This window comes from Anaerolineae bacterium (genome assembly GCA_016931895.1).
GTDB lineage: Bacteria > Chloroflexota > Anaerolineae > 4572-78 > J111 > JAFGNV01.
On sequence record JAFGDY010000213.1, the window covers coordinates 18,916 to 37,161 of the forward strand.

The following is an 18,246-nucleotide window of genomic DNA, read 5'->3' on the forward strand; positions in this document are numbered from 1 at the left end:
CAATTCACCTATTCGCTGCTTGAATAGCCTGGCAGACACTCAGGATTTGCGCTACGGATAGCTCGGCATACATGGGTAAAGAAAGCGTCTCGCTGGCCATTTGTTCCGAATGAGGAAAATCGCCAATTTGATACCCCAAATCAACGTAAGCTGGCTGTAAGTGTACCGGGATGGGATAATGAATGCCGGTTTGAATCTTTTGTTTTTGTAACATTTGCTGTAAGGCATCTCGTTGTTTGGAACGCACGGCGTAAACGTGATACACGTGGCGGGCGTAAGGCATAACGGCTGGCGTTTGGACCGCTGCATCCGACAAAAGTTGATCATACTGCGCCGCATTAGCCCGGCGGGCCTCGGTCCAGGCGTCTAAATGTCTCAATTTGACCCGCAAGATAGCGCCCTGAATACCATCCATCCGGTAGTTGTACCCCTTTAACTCATGGTGATATTTACGCGCCTGTCCCCAATCACGTAACATCCTGACGGTATGGGCATATTCAGGATTGTTAGTGACCACCATCCCGGCTTCGCCATAGGCCCCCAAATTTTTGCCGGGATAAAAACTGAAACAGCCCAAATCTCCCATCCTGCCCACCCGATGCCCTTTGTATTCTGCACCATGAGCTTGAGCCGCATCCTCAATAACCACCAAACCATAGCGGCGAGCAATTTCTACAATAGGGTCCATGTCGGCCGGCTGGCCATAAATATGGACAGGCAAAATGGCCCTGGTTTGCGCCGTAATAGCTTGCTCAATCTGTTTTATATCTATGGTAGATGACTGCGGCTCTATATCAACAAATACAGGGCAGGCCCCAGTATAACAAATTGCCGCAACAGTAGCAACAAAGGTAAAAGGAACGGTAATCACCTGGTCGCCCGGACCAATGCCTGCGGCCAATAACGCCAGATGCAAGGCACTGGTGCCAGAATTAACCGCAATGCCTTGCCCCGCCGCACAATAGGCTGCAAATTCCTGTTCAAAAGCGGCCACCTCATTTCCCAAAGCAAATTGACTGCTCTCCAAAACTCGGATCACTGCGTTGTCAATTTCTTGCTTAATGCTGTGATATTGTAACTTTAAATCTATAAATGGAATCATGCCATTACCTTTCCTGTTTTTAATTCTATCGGGCGGCTTTGTTGGGCTATAGAAGCTGTGGCCGCTTCCAAAATCTGCACAATACGCCATCCGGCCTGGCCATCGGTTAGAGGGGTTTCATGGTGTTGAATACAATGAATAAAATGAAGCGCTTCTGTTCGTAACGCTTCGGTTACATCCAATTGGGGAGACCACATATCGCCGGTACGGTAGCCAATCAGCATCTGGTACACGCTCTCAGGGCCGTCATTAAGCGTAATCCCCTTATCATAAACTTTTATCTTTTCGCTCGGTTCTAAATCATCGTAAACAATCATCTTCTTACTGCCCCCAATCAAGGTACGCCGCACCTTCACCGGAGCCAACCAGTTTACGTGAATATGAGCCAGTAAATGATTATCAAAAAACAGGGTCAAATAAGCAATATTTTCCGGTTGGCCGGAGATATGGCTGACTCCCGTAGCCGATACAGCCAGGGGACGGGCAGATATTACATAATCCATAATTGAAAGGTCATGCACGGCCAAATCCCAAATAACATTCACATCATGTTGAAATAAACCCAAATTAACCCGCACCGAGTCATAGTAATAGAGGTCGCCCACGCTGCCATTCTCCACCAATTCCCGAATTTTGCGTACCGCGCCGGTATAAACAAAGGTATGATCCACCATTAATATTCGATTTCGCCGTTCAGCTTCTTCAATCAGCCGGAGAGCTTGGGCCGAAGTTGTGGTGAGGGGTTTCTCTAGCAATACGTGTTTATTTGCCTGTAAAGCTTGTAAAGCCAATTCAAAATGACTCGAAACCGGCGTGGCAATGGCAACGGCCTCAATTGCCGGATTGTTAAACAAATCAACCGGATTGGTTGTCACCTGAATAGATGGATAACGAGCCTGGACCAAATGCAAACGTTTTGGATTCAGGTCGCTCACCCCTAAAACCTGCGTTTCTGGGATCTCGACAAAATTACGCACCAAATTTGGCCCCCAATATCCATAACCGATGATACCCATATTAATCATTGCTCTACAATTCTCCCTTCTAATAAATTACAATCCGACCATCTTTGTATTTTACCGCCAATCGAATATTTAAGTTGGCCTTTAATAGAATGTCTGCCGCGTCTGACCGGATTAAATAACTATGGGTGGCCACGCTGGCCAACTCACTCGTCTCCCACAAACGCCAATCGCCAATTAAAAGCCAGCGATAGATTGAAGTTCTTGCCCCAGGCGAAAGTGCATATACGCTTGGCCCGTAAACAACTTGACTATCAGCAACAGCAAATGTTCCTCCTAATTTAACTTGAGACGCAACATTCGACTCAACTGTTGGATCTAGCTGAGATAGGGTCAAAGAAAGGTTATTTTTGTCAAGTAGTAAAGCCGGGTCTATCACCAGCCCCCACCATTGCGGCCAGGTAGTCATAGGGCGATGAGCAAACTTCATGTATTCTTCATAAACCGGACAATACGTCTGTTCTACATTGGTCACAAACAACACTTTTTGAGCGCAAAATAGACGTTGCCAGGAATATTCCTGTGGCGATAGGAGGGACTCATTTACCCTCACCTGCAAAGGAGGCGGGGCGGCATTTGCCTGCAAATCTACCAACCATATTACCAATTCAAGTTTATCCTCTGATATTGGGGCAGGTAACTGAATCTCCTGTCTCACTACCTGATTGGTTTGATTCAAAGATATATTCCAGGCCCACCACCTGGGACCCGAATTAATGTAAGCATAAGAACTAATTAGAATAATTAATAAAACAGCAGGCACAAAACCTGCCACTGCGGCTGAGAGACGACCCCATGCAGGCGTAGACAAACGAAACACAAGCCCCCCTACCAGTAAACTGAAAATAACTACGGCCAGGTCGCCCGCGATACCTAACGTGACAGGTTGTATCCACAACCAAAAAATTTCAGAACTAAAAAGAACCAATAATCTGGAGCCAATTAAAATAACACCGACCAAGATGATACCGACAACCAAAACAACAATGTCTTTAGTCCAACCAAAATAATTTTTGATCCACTCAAATAGATAAACAATAAATAATCCGGCAAATAGAAAAATAGCTGGCATGAAGGGTAAATTATGCCTAACCTCTATAACCTTTACGGAGACGAGACAAAAGGTTACCAAAACAGCGAAGAGAGGGGCAAAAGTGCGCCACCTGATTAAAGCAATCCCCACTCCGCCTAACCCTAACCCTAGCAGGATTTGCTGCGCCCAATGCATCGCAGTAGGTGAAAGCAAGAATGACTCTCGCCAGGCGTTCTCCGCAAACCAGAAATGGTAAAAAATGAGGTTTATGACCGCCGCTATGATATAAATGAACTTCAATGACGACGTTTCGTTCTGCCACCAATACAAATCTATGGTCTGCCTGTAATCAGGGCGCCAACCTCGCACCAGGGGATTCGTTTCCATTGAGAATTCACTCATCATAAAGTCAATACCAGCCACGCCTATCGTTGGGCTTGAATTCACTGTTTTGGCCACAACATACCAAATGAACAGAAGCCCCACAAGAGAAACGCCAAAAATCCCGGTCAAAATTATGCGACGACGCCAGGTTATCTCTTGTAAACCTATCCCAACGGCCACAATAAAAAAAGGAACGCCGGGCAATAGCGTGGGCCTGGCTAAACAGGCTAAACCAATCATTAAGCCGGACGCTACCAACCAGTTTAACCCCTTACAGCGCAAACCTCGTACCAGCAAAAACATCCCCGTCCAGAACAAAAAATTTGCTAAGGTTTCCGTCAACATTCGTCCTGTGAACAAGATGAAAGGGAGATATAGGACCATCAGGAAACCTGAAATTAAACCGACATACCGATTGACCAATTCTTTGCCAATCAAATATACAAAAACACAACTCAAAGCATCAAGAACAGCCTGGATATAACGAACAGGCCATGGGTCTACATCAAAAATAAAGAAATTGCCCGCCAGAAATAAGGCATAGATAGGGCCTCTGGAACTTAACAAAGGCCAAATATCAGCACCCCATGGCTGTAATAATTCACTGGTGGCCCCCATAACCAAAGAACGGCCAAGCTCAAAATAACCAAGCGCGTCGTAAACAATAGGTGGTTGTGGTTTAAGAAAGAGGTAGAGCAAGCGTAATCCCAACGCCGCTCCAAAAATAACAATTAGATCATACCGATCTTGTATTACTGAGATTTTTTTTACAAACAATTGTTTCATTTTAGTTGGTTGGCTCTGTATTGCTACGACGCGTGCGCACATCACCCAGCACACAAGCCGGTACGCCAGCCACTATGGCATAGGGTGGAACATTATGGGCTACTACTGCTCCTGCCCCAACCAGCGCATTTTCTCCAATAATAACCCCCGCCAAAATAGTAGCATTACTGCCAATTGAGGCCCGACGCTTGACCTGGGTTTCTATTAATGTCCAATCACCTTCACCTTGCAAGCGGCCATCATCATTTGTGGCCCGAGGATAAAGGTCATTGGTGAACATAACTCCGTGTCCAATAAAAACCTCATCTTCAATGGTGACTCCCTCGCAAATGAAAGTGTGTGACGATATCTTACAGCGAGCGCCGACCACAACATTTTTTTGGATCTCAACAAATGCGCCAATCTTGGTTTCAGCTCCAATTATACAACCATAGAGGTTAACGAGATGGGGATGGAAAATTTTTACGTGACTACCCAGTTGAACATCTTCTGTAATTGCCATTATGTTTACCTGTTAGTTCATGATATTTGCCACTTACGTATTGACGCCCCAACGACAGGGTATTTTTATTGGCCTTCCACAACAAACAAGATGATACTATCATCAGTGGACCCGGCCACCGGCAACCGCGCTCCGGTAGCAAAGTTGTACATGCCGGTCGCAATAGTGTAGTCGCCTGGCGGTAGACTGGCCGGCAAGGCAAGTTGGATTTCATCTGGAATGATCTCACCCGGCTCCCATAATGAGGTAGGATACACCTCTCCGGTTGGCGGGCGGTCTACCTGGGCAACCACTTCTCCGTTTTGGTTGCGCACGTGTAAAAAAACGGTTTGGTCGGTGGCCAGGGGGGCGATACTTTGCCAATATAACTTCAGGGTCAGGGTCTCTTGACTTTGTCCAACATCATACCCCAACAGCCGAATCGCATTCCCTAATTCTGCGTCAAGAGAATGTTCAGGCGAGGCATCAGTGACCACTATACCGGGCGGCGGCCCGCCAATTTTCACCGGCCCAAAAGTAACGCTGGTGACCTCGCCTGGCTGGTCGCCGGCCATCAGCGGCAGGGGGATGGTTGATTGGTCTAACCCTAGGTACAGGCCGACATTTAGCCAATAAATTCCGGCGGGCATAGCCGGGTCGGTGGGCAGTTCAAAGGAGTCAACCACAACTTCATTTTCCAGCCAGTGTGTGGTTTTGTAACCGTCTTTGGCGTATCTATCACGGCTGCTCCACTGTTGCCGCCGATCATCTAACAATTTAATAAAAAACGTATAATCGTGCTCCATTGTGCGCAACCCCTGCCAGTATAAAGTGATGGGAATACCCTGGCCGGGAGTCAACGAACGAAGGGGCAGATCATAGCCCAACAGTTTAATCCGATTGGCAAAATTAGCCTCAAAAGGGTAAGGGACAGGCGGCGGCTCCATGAGACGCGGCTGTTTGTTAAACACCGTCAGCAAAGGCGCTGTTTCCTGGGAGGCAATCACTGCCCCGTCACGCCATACCTCAGCCCGCAGACGATAAGGGCCGGGTTGAAAATCGGGGCCGACCATAAAGTATTCAAATTGGAGCGACGCCTGCCGGGCCGGATAGGCCTGGCCATCATCGGCCACCAATAACCATTTGACCTGTTCCGTGGGTCCGGTTTGGCCCTGCCACACAAACGGAATAGCCATACGGGGACGGTACTCCAGTTGGTCTAATTTCTGGTAGGCGTCTGTCTGCCATAAAGTCAACCCGCGCACCACCTCCCGCCCATCTACGGAAATAGATAATGGAACAGTAGGGGCAGGCGCAGCTATGGGTGGAATTGTAATCCGGCCTAAAACAAGCGTATCGCCCCCATTAACCGGGAGTGTCTGGTAAGCGCCGCGCAATTGGAGTTGAACTTCATAATCGCCCGGTGGCAGGTTAAACAACGGCAATTCCAAATCATCCCGAATGGTCTCCCAATTTTCCCAAATCCGGGTGGGGTATCGCCCGTTGGTAGGATAAGCTTCCCACTGCAATTTAGGTTCGCCGTCTTGAACCAGCGTGACCGTCATTAGATAATCTTCGTCGGGATAGGTGGGGCTTTGCCAATATAAACGTATCCGCAAGGCACCGGTTTCCGGCGCCAGTTGGGTATCGTGCCCCAACAACACCAAATGCGGGCCAAACGGCTGGTCAAGCCGGTGCGGAATATTGGGCGTCGCCTCAGATGTAGTACGGATGGGCAATGGAGCCGTGCAGCAAGCCGTGACATGTACCAGTTGGGCCAAACTCCAACCCACCAACCCACCCACCAGGGCCAGCGCCAGCCAGCGCTGCGCTCTTATGGACAGAGATTGCCAACCATAAATCAAGAGCAAGGGGAACGCCGTAGCCACTGGAAACAGCACGTGTCTTCCCTGGGCCGTATGGCTCAACTCCCCCTGAAAAATATAGCGCAGGAAAGGAAAAACCAGAAAAAAAAGAAAGTGAGAAACAAGCAAGCCTATCCAAATGCGGCTGGCGGGTCGGCGCTGCCACGTTTTAACCAGGCCAAGCACGGCCACAAGGCAAACCAAACCCATCAACAGATGGGGCACTACGCCCAATGGATAATACCCAATTTTTTCTACCCAAAATGATTCAAACGTCCGCCAGACCCAGGCTGAAAAAGGAGGAGGGTTAAACCCGCCGGCGTAGCCAATTTTACCGCCGGTCAGAAAAAAGGCGGTTACATTCTGGCTGGTGTCCGTGCCCCCGGCAATGACCGGCTTGAGCAGGCCCACCACCAAACCATATTGGTCAATCTGGTTAAAGTTGACCATCAGAAATATAAACCACCAGCTTGAGGCCACCATCGCGGCTAATCCGGTCAAGACGACCCGCTTGAACCAGCCCCACCAGCCCCAACCTCGCCGCCAGGCCAGGTACGCCACCACCGCCATAACCTGTACCGGCAAGATAACGGCGGCATATTTAACCGTAACCGACAATCCCAGCAGCAGCCCCAGCAAAATATACCGGCCCCAGGGCCAGGCAGTTGGTTGCGCGTCGCGCTTGACAATTTTGACCAGCACCGGGAAATAAAGACCGGTCAGCAAAGCAACTAATACTTCATAAGAGATAGATGAGGTGATAAAAATAAAAGTTGGCACAAAGGCCGTAATAGCCGCTGCCACAAGCGCCAGGTTATACTTTTTTGGAAAAATCTCCAGCGCGGTAAAGAAGGAGACCACAATCACGCCCAGCGCCAACACTATGGAAACGCCCCGCCCTAAATGCCACATCAACACATTGCCGCGATAGGGAGCAAATTCATCTTCGGTATTGAGAAAATATTGGGTATGAAATAGAGCCTGTACCAAATCGGAGCGGGGCGATTGGAAGACAAACTTGAGCAAGGGGGGAACGTCGCTGCTGCTCCAACCCACCAGGGCCGCATTCAGGCTGTGATAAAGGGCGGGCAGATAAGCTTTGTTACCGGCAGTCTCGCGCTCCTCGTAACTCAGCGGGAGGCGGCTATGTTGAGCAATAAAGAGGGTATATCGAAAATGGTCAATTTCATCAGGCGCCTGGGCCAGCGGCAGCCAGAGGCTATGGGCCAGACTCAAGGCAAAATATACCAATAGAATGAGGGTCAATCGCCAATAGGCCTGAGTGCGGGTCATTCTGCCTCTATGACCTTAATCTGAGTTAACCAAAGAACATCATTTTCGGTCGGAACGCTGCCGGATAGCGATTGTAGCGGCAGCCGAACAAAGGTAGCCGGATCATACATGCCCAGATAAAGGTCGTAAACTCCTGGCTCCAGATCAGGTAACGGTAAGGTGGTTATCTCTCTGATGGTTTGGCCCACCGGCCAGGCATTGGTGGGGATCATGCCTTTGGCCGGATAGGCCGCAATTTCTTCCGCCGGGATGGCCTGAACATCAATATGGGGGGTCAAGCGGTACTGGTAATCAAACTCCGGCAATAATTGATACCGGTCGCCGGGCACGGCAAAGGGAAAATAATCAAAACTGGCGATAGTTTCATTTTGACGATCACGCAGTTGAACAAATATCTTGCAAGCCCGGTCCGGTTGGGTCAGCGCCGTCCAATACGTGGCCAGGCCCACTTTCTGCCCGGAAGACCAGGGTGACGCAGCCAGGTCAATCCCGTTCAGCACAAACGCCTGCCCAAACTGAGCGTTAAGGGGGATGGCCGGCTCTCGCCGGACATGTTTTTTGCCGGTGTAAACCGTAAAATCCTCATCGTAAACAATCTCTAAAAAATAAAGTTCACGCAATTTATCCGCCAGGTCGGGTAAAAATTGAGTAAAGTAGTTGACCATATACACCACGGCGGGGCAATCGTGCTGCTGAATCTGGCTCACAATTTCGTCGCCGGTCAGCCAGCCTGTGGCCAAACGTCCCTGGCCGGTTTCTGAGAGAGCAGGAGGTACCAAACGGTGGGCGGCAAAAGCAAAACGTTGGTCATCGGTGACGATGCAATCATTTTCAAGGGTAGTCTGTTGAATGTATTCAACCACATCAAAATTCAAATTAGGAAAGGGATAGGGATCGGCAGGGCGTAATAAGTTTTTGACCGGTATGCTCAAGGCAGCCACAAAAATGACGGTCAAGGTTAAACCGACAACGGCATAACCCACCCAGGCAGACGCCTTCTTTTGCAGCCGGTCAAAGAGCCAACGGACAAGATACACAATCCCGATCCCACTCAAGGCGGCCAGCGGCGGCAGCAGCGCCACCGAGTAACGTGGTCTTAAGGGTGACTGCCAAACCAGGGGGACTACAGCCAAAACCAGCCAAATCAACCAGGTAAAAACTTCAAACCGGCGCTTCCGCCAACCACTAATAACGCCCAGCACAGCCCCAAGCGCCAACGGCCAGCGGTCAACCATCATCCGGGCCACCCCCGCCGAGTTTTCAAGCAACACCGCCCCCCGGCTTAAATTGACCTCCCGAAAAGCTAGGCGGAAGAGAAACACCTCTCGATACAAGGCTTGGGGGGTGTAAATTGTAAAGAATATTCCCCAAGGAATGGTAACGCCCAAGCCCCAAACCAAGCCGGTAATAATCACTTGTTTGAGTGCAGAAATTTTTAAACCGCCGCCATCTTTCAGCGCGATGATGAGCAAAAGTATCCCCACAAAGGCCGGGAAAAATACCATAAATAATTTAAGCGCCAGGCTCAGGCCAAAAGCCAGCCCCGATAAGAGCAGCCAGAACAATTTACGGTTATCCCGGTATTGTTGCCACAATACAAAGGATAAAACGGCCATCGCCAGGGCCGGGCCTTCGCCCATAAAGGTGCTAGACTCCCGGAAGCTGACCAGATCAAACGAATAGAAGAGTGCCGCCAGCAATCCGGCTAATAAGTTAAAACTGTTTTGCCAGGGCCGCAGCGATAAATACATACTCCCAACGCCTATCACGCTAAAGAGCATCATAGGATAGCGCACGGCCAGGGTCACATCAAATAGTTTGGCCCCCAATTGAATGGTTAATAAGGCCAGAGGAGGAATACCCACAAAGGTGACGGTGTAGGGGGCATAACCCAGGTTGGCTAACACAGCAAACATGAGCCAATGACCCTCGTCGTAGGTCATAGCCCGCAGCCACAGGTAACGGCTACGCAGCCAAAACGAGAGTATCAGCAACAGGGCCAGGATAAGCCAGGGCAAAATTTTCTGAAGTTGTTTTTTTGCGGTTATCGGTGTCATTTAATCCAATGGCGCTATTTTGTTTAAAACCTGGTCAATCGTCACTTGCTCAACAACGCCTTGCTCATGCTCTTGCACTTTATACCACGTTTCGTCATTCACAGAACGAACTTTGATCACCATTGAGTCTGGCAAATCGTTTAAAGTAAATTCTAACTGGCTGGCGCTTTGCCAGGTTGAGGCAGAGGTTGAAGCAGGAACCGGCGCAGTTTGTTGAGCAATGACTTCGCCCCTGTGATTAAAAACTTGAACGTCCGCCTCTGCCGCTTCAAGGGGATGACGATTTAACCAATACAGAGTAACAAAGAACAATCCTGAGGACGTATTTCCCGCGCCCTTTAAATCGTACCCCAGTAAATCAAGTTTTTCCCCAAAGGTAATATCCTCAAGTTGATGCTGCATGTTAACCGGAAGTCGGTCAAGCGCAAAATTTTCCAGGGGGATAAGGTCAACGGAATCAATCAGGGCAGTGTCGGCAGACAAAATGGATAGAACTGGCTGATAATGCCCCGGGGGTAAAGGGTACCCTGACGCCAGCGGAAATGTTATCTTGACCACTTCTCCAGCCTGCCACGCTGTGGCCGGATGAACTGGAGGGGACAATGTATTGCGCCAGGATACAACCACTTTTCCGGTCTGGTCTAGCAAAGCCAATTCCAAAATATAATCCTCGATCAACGGCCGGTTGGCCTGCCAATAAAGATCAAAATGGGGGGGCGTCTCTCCGGTTAAATCGTTGTATCCCAACAAGGTCAACCCCGTCGCCCCCACCTCATACTCCAGGTGATTTTGAATAGGCAACGCTTCTACAAAATCGGCCAAAGCGCCACGATTGACCGTGATAGTATTTTCCGTATCCTTCAACGAAAATTTCCAGGTCTCTTGACCGCCATCTTTTAGGCGGAGACCTATTTCAACAGGATAAGTGCCCAACAACATATCGGAAGGTATGGGTAAAAACGCATTAAACACTACCATGTCGCCGGGTGCGGATAGCTCAGGATTGGCGGGCACACCGGGTTGGGCCGGGGCAACTTGCTGCACTTGTCCATTTTCATCCAGCAATTTGATAAAAAATTCACTATTGGCCAACGTCCAACCATCTTCCCCATTTATCCAAAAGATTGAGACTTGCAAGGAGTCGCCGGCGCCTACTTGTGGCGGTAAAAATCCATACCCCCTGAGTTTACCATGCGTGCCCAACCATTGTTCGGTATGATGAAGCCCGGCGGGCATTTTGTACAGCCAGGCATAATCAACCCCATCTTTGGTATATTGGTGGACCAATTCCGTCTCCGGGATGATTTTATGAATATTGGCCAGGTACGCGCCTCTTTGCAGCGAAAAAATATCACTCTGAATGTAATCAGCCAGCAGAAACTGAGAGGGTTGCAGGCAGGTGCCGGTAAAAATTACCGGACAATCTCGAAGGCCAGGGCCAGTAATCTTAAGCTGCTGCGCTTCCGGCAAGGCATTCACATACTCCACCATCATATTAATGCCCTGCCGACCTCCCGCCGGAAGAATTTTGACCGCCTGCCGCGCTCCGCCCAGAAGAGGATTCCAATAGGTGTAATAATAAGGGTGCTGCGGCAAGGCCAGCCAGGCGCTGCTTATCAAAACTGTTCCCCAAACCGCCCCTTTCAACCCAGGAACAGGGACCACGGCAGATAAGTGGTCAACAAACGCCTGGAATCCAACCGCCGCCAGAATAGAAAATGCCGGGAAAATAGGCAGTAAATAACGATCAACTTTGGAAGCCCCCAGGCTCATGGCGATGAAATAAAAAACTACATAAGCCACCAGCAACACCGTCACTGCCACAGAGGGGCGTGAAAAGATTGAAGAGCATTTTATTTTGACAAATTTAGATCGGCGTTGTAACAGGGGACAGAAAGCACCGACTACAACAAGCAGCAGGCCCACCAAAGCCACTGGCGTGATGCGGTAAGCCAGGGACCACCAGTAAAACGATACACCGGGGTCTTCTCGTAAGGTTTGGCCCCAAAAGAAAAGGGCGCTGCCTTTGCCTCCCCAGATCATTTCAATATTGGTGCTGGTCAGTTGCAAATAGGTGTACACCAGCTTGATGGTTTCAAACGGCGCTACCCACAAGGCCGGCCAAAAGACAAAAAAAATCAGCCCCGTTAACAAACTCCACAAAACAACATCCCGCGTAGCCTGTTTTACCAACGGGGCTATGGGACGCTGCCCCATCATCAGAGGCCAAATTAACAGCGTTAGTCCGGCAAAAGGTAACAAAAAGATAGAGGTAATTTTGGTTAACGTGGCAAAACTGCTCAAAACGGCGCTGGCGACCAGCCAGCCAGTACGTTGTTCTTTGGCATAGAGAATAATGGTTAAAGCGCCCAACAGCATCAAGCCGGTGGTAATGCCTTCGGTGCGGAATACGCGCGATTGGGTAAGCAAGAAAGGGTCCAGGGCCATTAAAATAGTGGCTGTAACGGCAATAAAGTCATTGTAAAGGCGGCGAAGGAGCCAGAAGGTAACCAGAACCGCCACCGTATTAAACAAAGCCAGGGCCAAACGCCGGCGCGGTAATGCGGCAAATACATCCGTTCCATCATCAGAGACCATCTGCTCCGCAGTCAACCCTTGACCCGACGCCAACGGGGCTAATTTTACCTGCGCCGCTTCAATCCAGGCCAAGGTGACCGCCGGATAGGCGTTATTGACCGTATTGCGCCAGTCACCGTTTAACAGAGCGCCGGTCATTTGGCTGGTCCAACGGCCAATTTGCATTTCATCGTCGGTGAAAAAAATGGAGGGAAAGGGGAGAACACGGGGAAGCAGAATGATTGTAATCAAAATAATTACGGTAACAAAACGCAACCCATAAGCCGTGATGCAACGTGACATTATTGAACTACTCATTCAGCTTCAGCATATCCGGTATTAATGGCCTGTTCAATTTTTCCTATAATCAAATCAAGCTACCTTGTCCCGGCGAAAAACTTACGTTCAAGAGAATAACCATTTATGATAAAACAAGGTCATGGAACGAGTAAAAAAGCCCATTTGCTGGTAAAGGCGTTGGGCCGGCACGTTACGGGCCTGCGTGACCACTTGCATCCTGCGCGCCTGCTGAGACCTGGCCCAATCCAAAGCGCCCTGCACCAGGCCGGTGCCAACACCCCGCTGACGGTAGTGAGCATGCACGCCGGCCAGTTGGATATGAGCAATAGCATCACGCCAGGTACAGGTAATCAAGCCTACTGCCTCGCCATCTTGATGCCAACGAGCTACCAAAACAGCATCGGCAAAGCCATGGCAGGCATTTTCTATCCATACCCGATACAATCGTTCACTTTGCCCCGGCGCAAACTGTTTGTCAAAATCAAAACGACTGGTCAGGCCAATCTGGGCCGAAATATCTTGCAAACGAGGCATTTCGTCAGGGCGATACGAACCGATTACCAACTCTTCCGGCACCGGATAACGCGGTACAGGGGCCGGACGATCATCAAACGGATGCTCTAACACCACCCGCACGTCAACCAAATGAAACCCATATTGTTCCACTGCCGCCACCGTGGCCGGATCGTTGGGATCCGCTTCAAAGTAAAGACACCTAAGTTTAGCTGCCTGCGCCTGCTCCATCAATTCCTTTATCCCAGCCCCATCCAATCTGGTAGCGGTGATTCGAGCTATGGCCAGGCCAAAAAATTCCGAATCCCAGGGCAGGGGTTCAAGTAATTTTTGTGTCACCGTGTGCCGGTTCTTCCTTTCTGGCTAAAATTGTTCTGATGAGATAATAGGGACGCCCTCGCACTTCCACGTAAATCCGGCCAATATATTCGCCCACAATGCCCAAACCCGCCAGTTGGATGCCAAATAATACCAGCAACAAGGCAATAAAGGAACTGAGACCGGTAATGTTGGTGCCGGAGATAACGCGCCAGGCTAACAAAAACAGGCCGGAACTGATGCCAATGGCAGCCATCAACAAACCAACCGCGGTGACAATTTGGATGGGCACCATAGAATATCCTGTGGCCAGATCTATGGTCATCCGAAAGAGTCGGCGAAAATTATAACGAGATTGTCCAGCAGCCGTAGCCTCATGCCGAACCGGCACTTCAACAATGTTAGCGCCCAGCCAACTGGTTAAAGCAGTAATGAATTTGGCCGACTCTTCGGTTTGATTCAACAACTGCACTACCTCCCGCCGATACACCCGCAACATGCTGCCATAATCGTGTAACTTGACTCCCGTTGACCTGGAAATAAGCCAGTTGATAAATTTTGAAGGAAGCGTGCGCAAAAGAGAGTCTTGCCGCATCTGCCGCCAACCAACCACCACATCGTACCCTTCGGCCAATTTTTCCAGCAATTTTGGCACTTCTTCGGGGGGATTCTGTAAATCGGCATCAAGGGTGATAACAATTTGGCCGCCGGTCTGTTCAAATCCGGCCGTAACAGCCGGGTGCTGGCCAAAGTTGCGCAGTAAACGTAGCCCTTTGATATGCGTCGGATCGGTCTGGTACACCTCGCTTAAAACGGCAAAGGTATTGTCACCACTCCCATCATCAACATACACAATCTCATAGGGCTGGCCCAGGGATGCCATCACTGCCGCTACCCGCCGGTGCAATTCCGGCAAAATATAGGCATGGTTAAAGAGAGGGATCACCACAGAATAAGCCAGGGTGGGAGGTTGATGCAGCGGCGTTTGTTCATTAATTGGAAAGACTGTTGGAGATTTAAATAACATGTTTAAAACCATCGTTTAGAACTTCAAGAACATAATCAACCTGTTCAGACGATAACTCCGGGTAAAGCGGCAAGCGCACTAACGAAGCGCTGACCCGTTCGGTGATGGGAAAATCACCCTCTTTGTAACCCAAACGTTCCTGCCCATACGGTGATGAATGAAGAGGGATAAAGTGAAACGTTGCCCCCACGCCTCGGCTTTTTAAATAATCCAACAGCGCGTTACGCCGGCGGGCGGCTTCGTTTGCTTCACCGGCCACGCGAAAAGCGTAAATATGGCCATTGTGTTCGGTCTGGGGATCAAGCCCGGGCCGGATAATTAAGCCTGCTGTTTCCAGATCGGCCATCTGCTGATAATAGCGCCACCATACTTTTTGCCGGGCCTGGGTAAGCTCATTTACACGCTGTAACTGGGCATACAAGAGAGCGGCCAGCAAGTCTGAAATAACATAACTACTGCCAAGGTCTACCCAGGTATATTTATCCACTTCGCCCCGCAAAAATTGGGAGCGATTGGTACCTTTTTCACGCACAATTTCGGCTTTGCGAGCAATATCTTCATCATTGGTGACAAACGCGCCGCCCTCGCCGGCCACCACATTTTTGGTGCTGTGAAAACTGTAACAACCAATATGGCCTTGCGTGCCTAAAGGCTGCCCCATATAGCTTGCCCCAATCGCCTGGGCCGCGTCTTCGACCACAAAAAGATGATGCGTTTGAGCGATAGACAAGATTTCGGCCATTTTGCAGCCCAGACCGGCGTAATGAACCACCACAATTGCTTTAGAGCGAGAAGTGATACGCTGTTTGACATCCTGGGGGGCGATATTGAAGGTGGTCTCATCAATTTCAGCAAAAACGGGCCGCGCGCCCTGGCGCACTATGGCGCTGGCCGCCGTAACAAAGGCAAAAGAAGGCAAAATCACTTCATCGCCCGGCCCAATGTTCAGGGCCATCATGGCCATCTCCAAAGCGTGAGAGCAGGATGTGGTGAGCAAGGCATGCTTAACCCGCAAATAGTCGGCCAGCCATTGTTGGGTTTGCAGGCCAATTCGGCCATTGCCGCCAATCGCGCCCTCTTTCAGGGCAATCAAGACGGCATCATATTCAACTTGGGTTAAACTGGGTTTGACAAAAGGGATTTTTAAAACCACGACAGGTTCACTTTCTAAAAAGATTTTCTCATAGATTATTAATTGAGGGTAGGCTATTATGGTTCTTTCGCTTCCAATTGGACAACCATCTTATAGAGTTCGTTGGCTACTTGGGCATGCAGCCATTCGTTGGGGTGGGAGTCGATATTACTCACAACAAGTTGTTCGCGGGGCACACCCTCAACAAGCTCGGCCACATTCAATACCGGCACGCCTCGTTCTTCATAAAATTTAACAACCCTATCACTCAAATGCCTGGTAGCCGAAACATCGCTCAAGTCAGGGAAGACCACCACCAGTAACTTTACCTGTTCCGAAACAGCGCCCTGGTAAACTGTGAGCAATTCTTGCTGATGAACCCACCACACTTCTGGATCATTATAAGCCCGCTCGAGCCAATCTAAATTGCTCCCTTGCCAACTCGATGGCCCCATCAGTACGCTCCGCCAATAAATAAAGTTCAGCGCATAAGAGTGATCAACCAAAGGTTTAAACACAGCCCACGGGGACAGGTCCGGCCCAACATATTTCATATTACGACTATAAGCAGCATTTCTGATATCGTTGATATAGTATTGATGAATCAAAATGTCCGGCTTGTAAGGGAAACTCTTAACTTTGTCTATTTCCTCTTTGGTACTGAATCCCATCTCGCCCATATTCATCACGATATAATCATCACCCAACTTTTTACCTAATATATTGGAAAATCTATCTTCGGGAGATTTGATCCCATGTCCTGCCGTAAATGAGTCTCCCATCACCAAAACTCTTCGCTTACCCTGCACATCTGCGTTGGCCCACTCAATATCCCTATATCCCCATGAATTTAAAGACCAATAACGTTCGAACCAATTTTTGGAAGCCAGGGTAAAATTTCGATTATCTGATTGAGCAAAAAACACCTTAAAGAAGAATTCAAGAACCATAAATGTTAGGAATATAGCTAACAGAGCTAACACAGTATTTTCAAGCACTTTTGAAAATTTGGAGGCATGTCCAAAACGATGAATACTGATAAGTGTTCCGGCACCGATAATCATACCGATGATGAGGACAAGTAGATAAATTACCCAATAACTCAATGTTTACTCCCGGAAACAAAATTATCGATCAAACCCCATGTTGAATCATGGAGAAAAAACCGACCACTGCAAGGCTTACCTGTACGCAATTCCTTCAATCATCCGGCTTGGTGATAATCTTCAAATCATCTAAGGCCTGGCTAATTACTTTGGCTATAACGGCATGTCCAGACGGGGTTAAATGTAAATCGTATCGATAATAAAGCAAATCTGACGAACCTTTCTCTTGGGCGGCAGCCTGGAGCGCAGGGGTAAGGTCAATAAAAATATAACCCTGTTTGTTTGCCATTTGCTGAAGATACTCCTGTTGCACTTGGCTGAACCAGGGCATCAGGTCCTTTAAGGCAGGGTCATCAAAAACAACCTGATCCGCGTAGGCGGTATGGACCGACGGCGTATAGGTAACTACGGGCACAAAGTTGTACGTTTGTGAGAGTTCAACAAAAGTAGCCAGGGCTTCCTGCACCGTAACAAAAACACCCGCATCTATTTTTAAGAGATATAATTGTTTGGCATAGTCAACTTCATCCGTATCAGTGTTTCCCAGATTCCAGGGTATCACCTGATCCGGGAAGACAAGACTATATCTAAAATTGATCGTTTCAGGCTCAGGTTCAGATAAAGAGTCACCAGTTTGAGGAGCAAAAAACAAGCCGTTTTCCTGAATATTTTTATCAACAGAATAGGCTAAATTAAATGCATAACTGTAACGTTCTACTACCCCTGCTGACGGAGTTGGCGTTGGTTGGAAGTCTCCCTTGGCCACAAGCAGACGATGTTCGTAAAATTTCCAGGCGTCCCGAAAATCGTTACCTTCGTAGATATTCATGATCACAATACGGGGTGACTTTTGCAGACCAAATTTCTTCAAAATCTGAAGGTACTCGTGGATGCCAACTCCACCTTGACCCAGGTTATAAGTTGAGAGACCGGTCAGGTCAGCAAGCTGGCTGGTCCAGGTATCTTGCGGGTCAACAGCATGGCAAGTTGTAAACGAGTCGCCCAGAGTAATAATGTCAATCTCCGGAAGATGATAACTTTGCTGGGGAGGGTTACAGAAACCAATATCGTCCATCATCACAATACTATTAGTCCCGTAATCCCTGATTGGCCACTCGATCCTGGTAAACGGTTTAAAAACGCTAAAATCAGGCCCACCATCATCACGCTCAACCAACACCACATCCCATCTGGTGGGCAATCCCCGCCTACGGGCAATTTGCGCCCGTGGCGTTTTGTCAAAGTAAGTC

12 protein-coding genes are annotated in these 18,246 nt (G+C 49.0%); all 12 read right to left on the reverse strand.

All coding sequences use genetic code 11. From position 1 onward, the window contains the following. Positions 1 to 4: 4 nt before the first annotated feature. Positions 5 to 1,102, reverse strand: coding sequence for a DegT/DnrJ/EryC1/StrS family aminotransferase (locus JW953_15860; GenBank protein MBN1994174.1), 1,098 nt, complete (start codon positions 1,100 to 1,102; stop codon positions 5 to 7). After that, entirely contained in the window at positions 1,099 to 2,127 is a 1,029-nt protein-coding gene (locus tag JW953_15865; protein ID MBN1994175.1) for a Gfo/Idh/MocA family oxidoreductase, read from the reverse strand. The genes JW953_15860 and JW953_15865 overlap by 4 nt, the downstream gene beginning before the upstream one ends. Positions 2,128 to 2,146: 19 nt before the next feature. Beyond that, positions 2,147 to 4,327: a glycosyltransferase family 39 protein gene (locus JW953_15870; GenBank protein MBN1994176.1), complete on the reverse strand. Its 2,181-nt coding sequence runs from the start codon at positions 4,325 to 4,327 to the stop codon at positions 2,147 to 2,149. Position 4,328: 1 nt separating this feature from the next. After that, positions 4,329 to 4,829: an N-acetyltransferase gene (locus JW953_15875; GenBank protein MBN1994177.1), complete on the reverse strand. Its 501-nt coding sequence runs from the start codon at positions 4,827 to 4,829 to the stop codon at positions 4,329 to 4,331. 65 nt (positions 4,830 to 4,894) lie between these two features. Beyond that, positions 4,895 to 7,966, reverse strand: coding sequence for a hypothetical protein (locus JW953_15880; protein ID MBN1994178.1), 3,072 nt, complete (start codon positions 7,964 to 7,966; stop codon positions 4,895 to 4,897). Continuing rightward, positions 7,963 to 10,023 carry a glycosyltransferase family 39 protein gene (locus tag JW953_15885; GenBank protein MBN1994179.1) on the reverse strand — a complete coding sequence of 687 codons (2,061 nt, stop codon included), beginning with the start codon at positions 10,021 to 10,023 and terminating at the stop codon, positions 7,963 to 7,965. Before JW953_15885 ends, JW953_15880 begins: the two co-directional genes overlap by 4 nt. Beyond that, positions 10,024 to 12,903 (reverse strand): glycosyltransferase family 39 protein, encoded by a 2,880-nt coding sequence (locus JW953_15890; GenBank protein ID MBN1994180.1) that lies wholly within the window; start codon positions 12,901 to 12,903, stop codon positions 10,024 to 10,026. A 102-nt stretch (positions 12,904 to 13,005) separates the two neighbouring features. After that, positions 13,006 to 13,752: a GNAT family N-acetyltransferase gene (locus JW953_15895; protein MBN1994181.1), complete on the reverse strand. Its 747-nt coding sequence runs from the start codon at positions 13,750 to 13,752 to the stop codon at positions 13,006 to 13,008. After that, positions 13,733 to 14,758 carry a glycosyltransferase gene (locus JW953_15900; GenBank protein ID MBN1994182.1) on the reverse strand — a complete coding sequence of 342 codons (1,026 nt, stop codon included), beginning with the start codon at positions 14,756 to 14,758 and terminating at the stop codon, positions 13,733 to 13,735. The genes JW953_15895 and JW953_15900 overlap by 20 nt, the downstream gene beginning before the upstream one ends. Then, positions 14,748 to 15,911 carry a dTDP-4-amino-4,6-dideoxygalactose transaminase gene (gene rffA, locus JW953_15905; protein ID MBN1994183.1) on the reverse strand — a complete coding sequence of 388 codons (1,164 nt, stop codon included), beginning with the start codon at positions 15,909 to 15,911 and terminating at the stop codon, positions 14,748 to 14,750. Before rffA ends, JW953_15900 begins: the two co-directional genes overlap by 11 nt. A gap of 56 nt (positions 15,912 to 15,967) precedes the next feature. Further along, positions 15,968 to 16,996, reverse strand: coding sequence for a hypothetical protein (locus JW953_15910; GenBank protein MBN1994184.1), 1,029 nt, complete (start codon positions 16,994 to 16,996; stop codon positions 15,968 to 15,970). A gap of 94 nt (positions 16,997 to 17,090) precedes the next feature. Further along, positions 17,091 to 18,173 carry a hypothetical protein gene (locus JW953_15915; GenBank protein MBN1994185.1) on the reverse strand — a complete coding sequence of 361 codons (1,083 nt, stop codon included), beginning with the start codon at positions 18,171 to 18,173 and terminating at the stop codon, positions 17,091 to 17,093. Between the last annotated feature and the right edge of the window lie 73 nt (positions 18,174 to 18,246).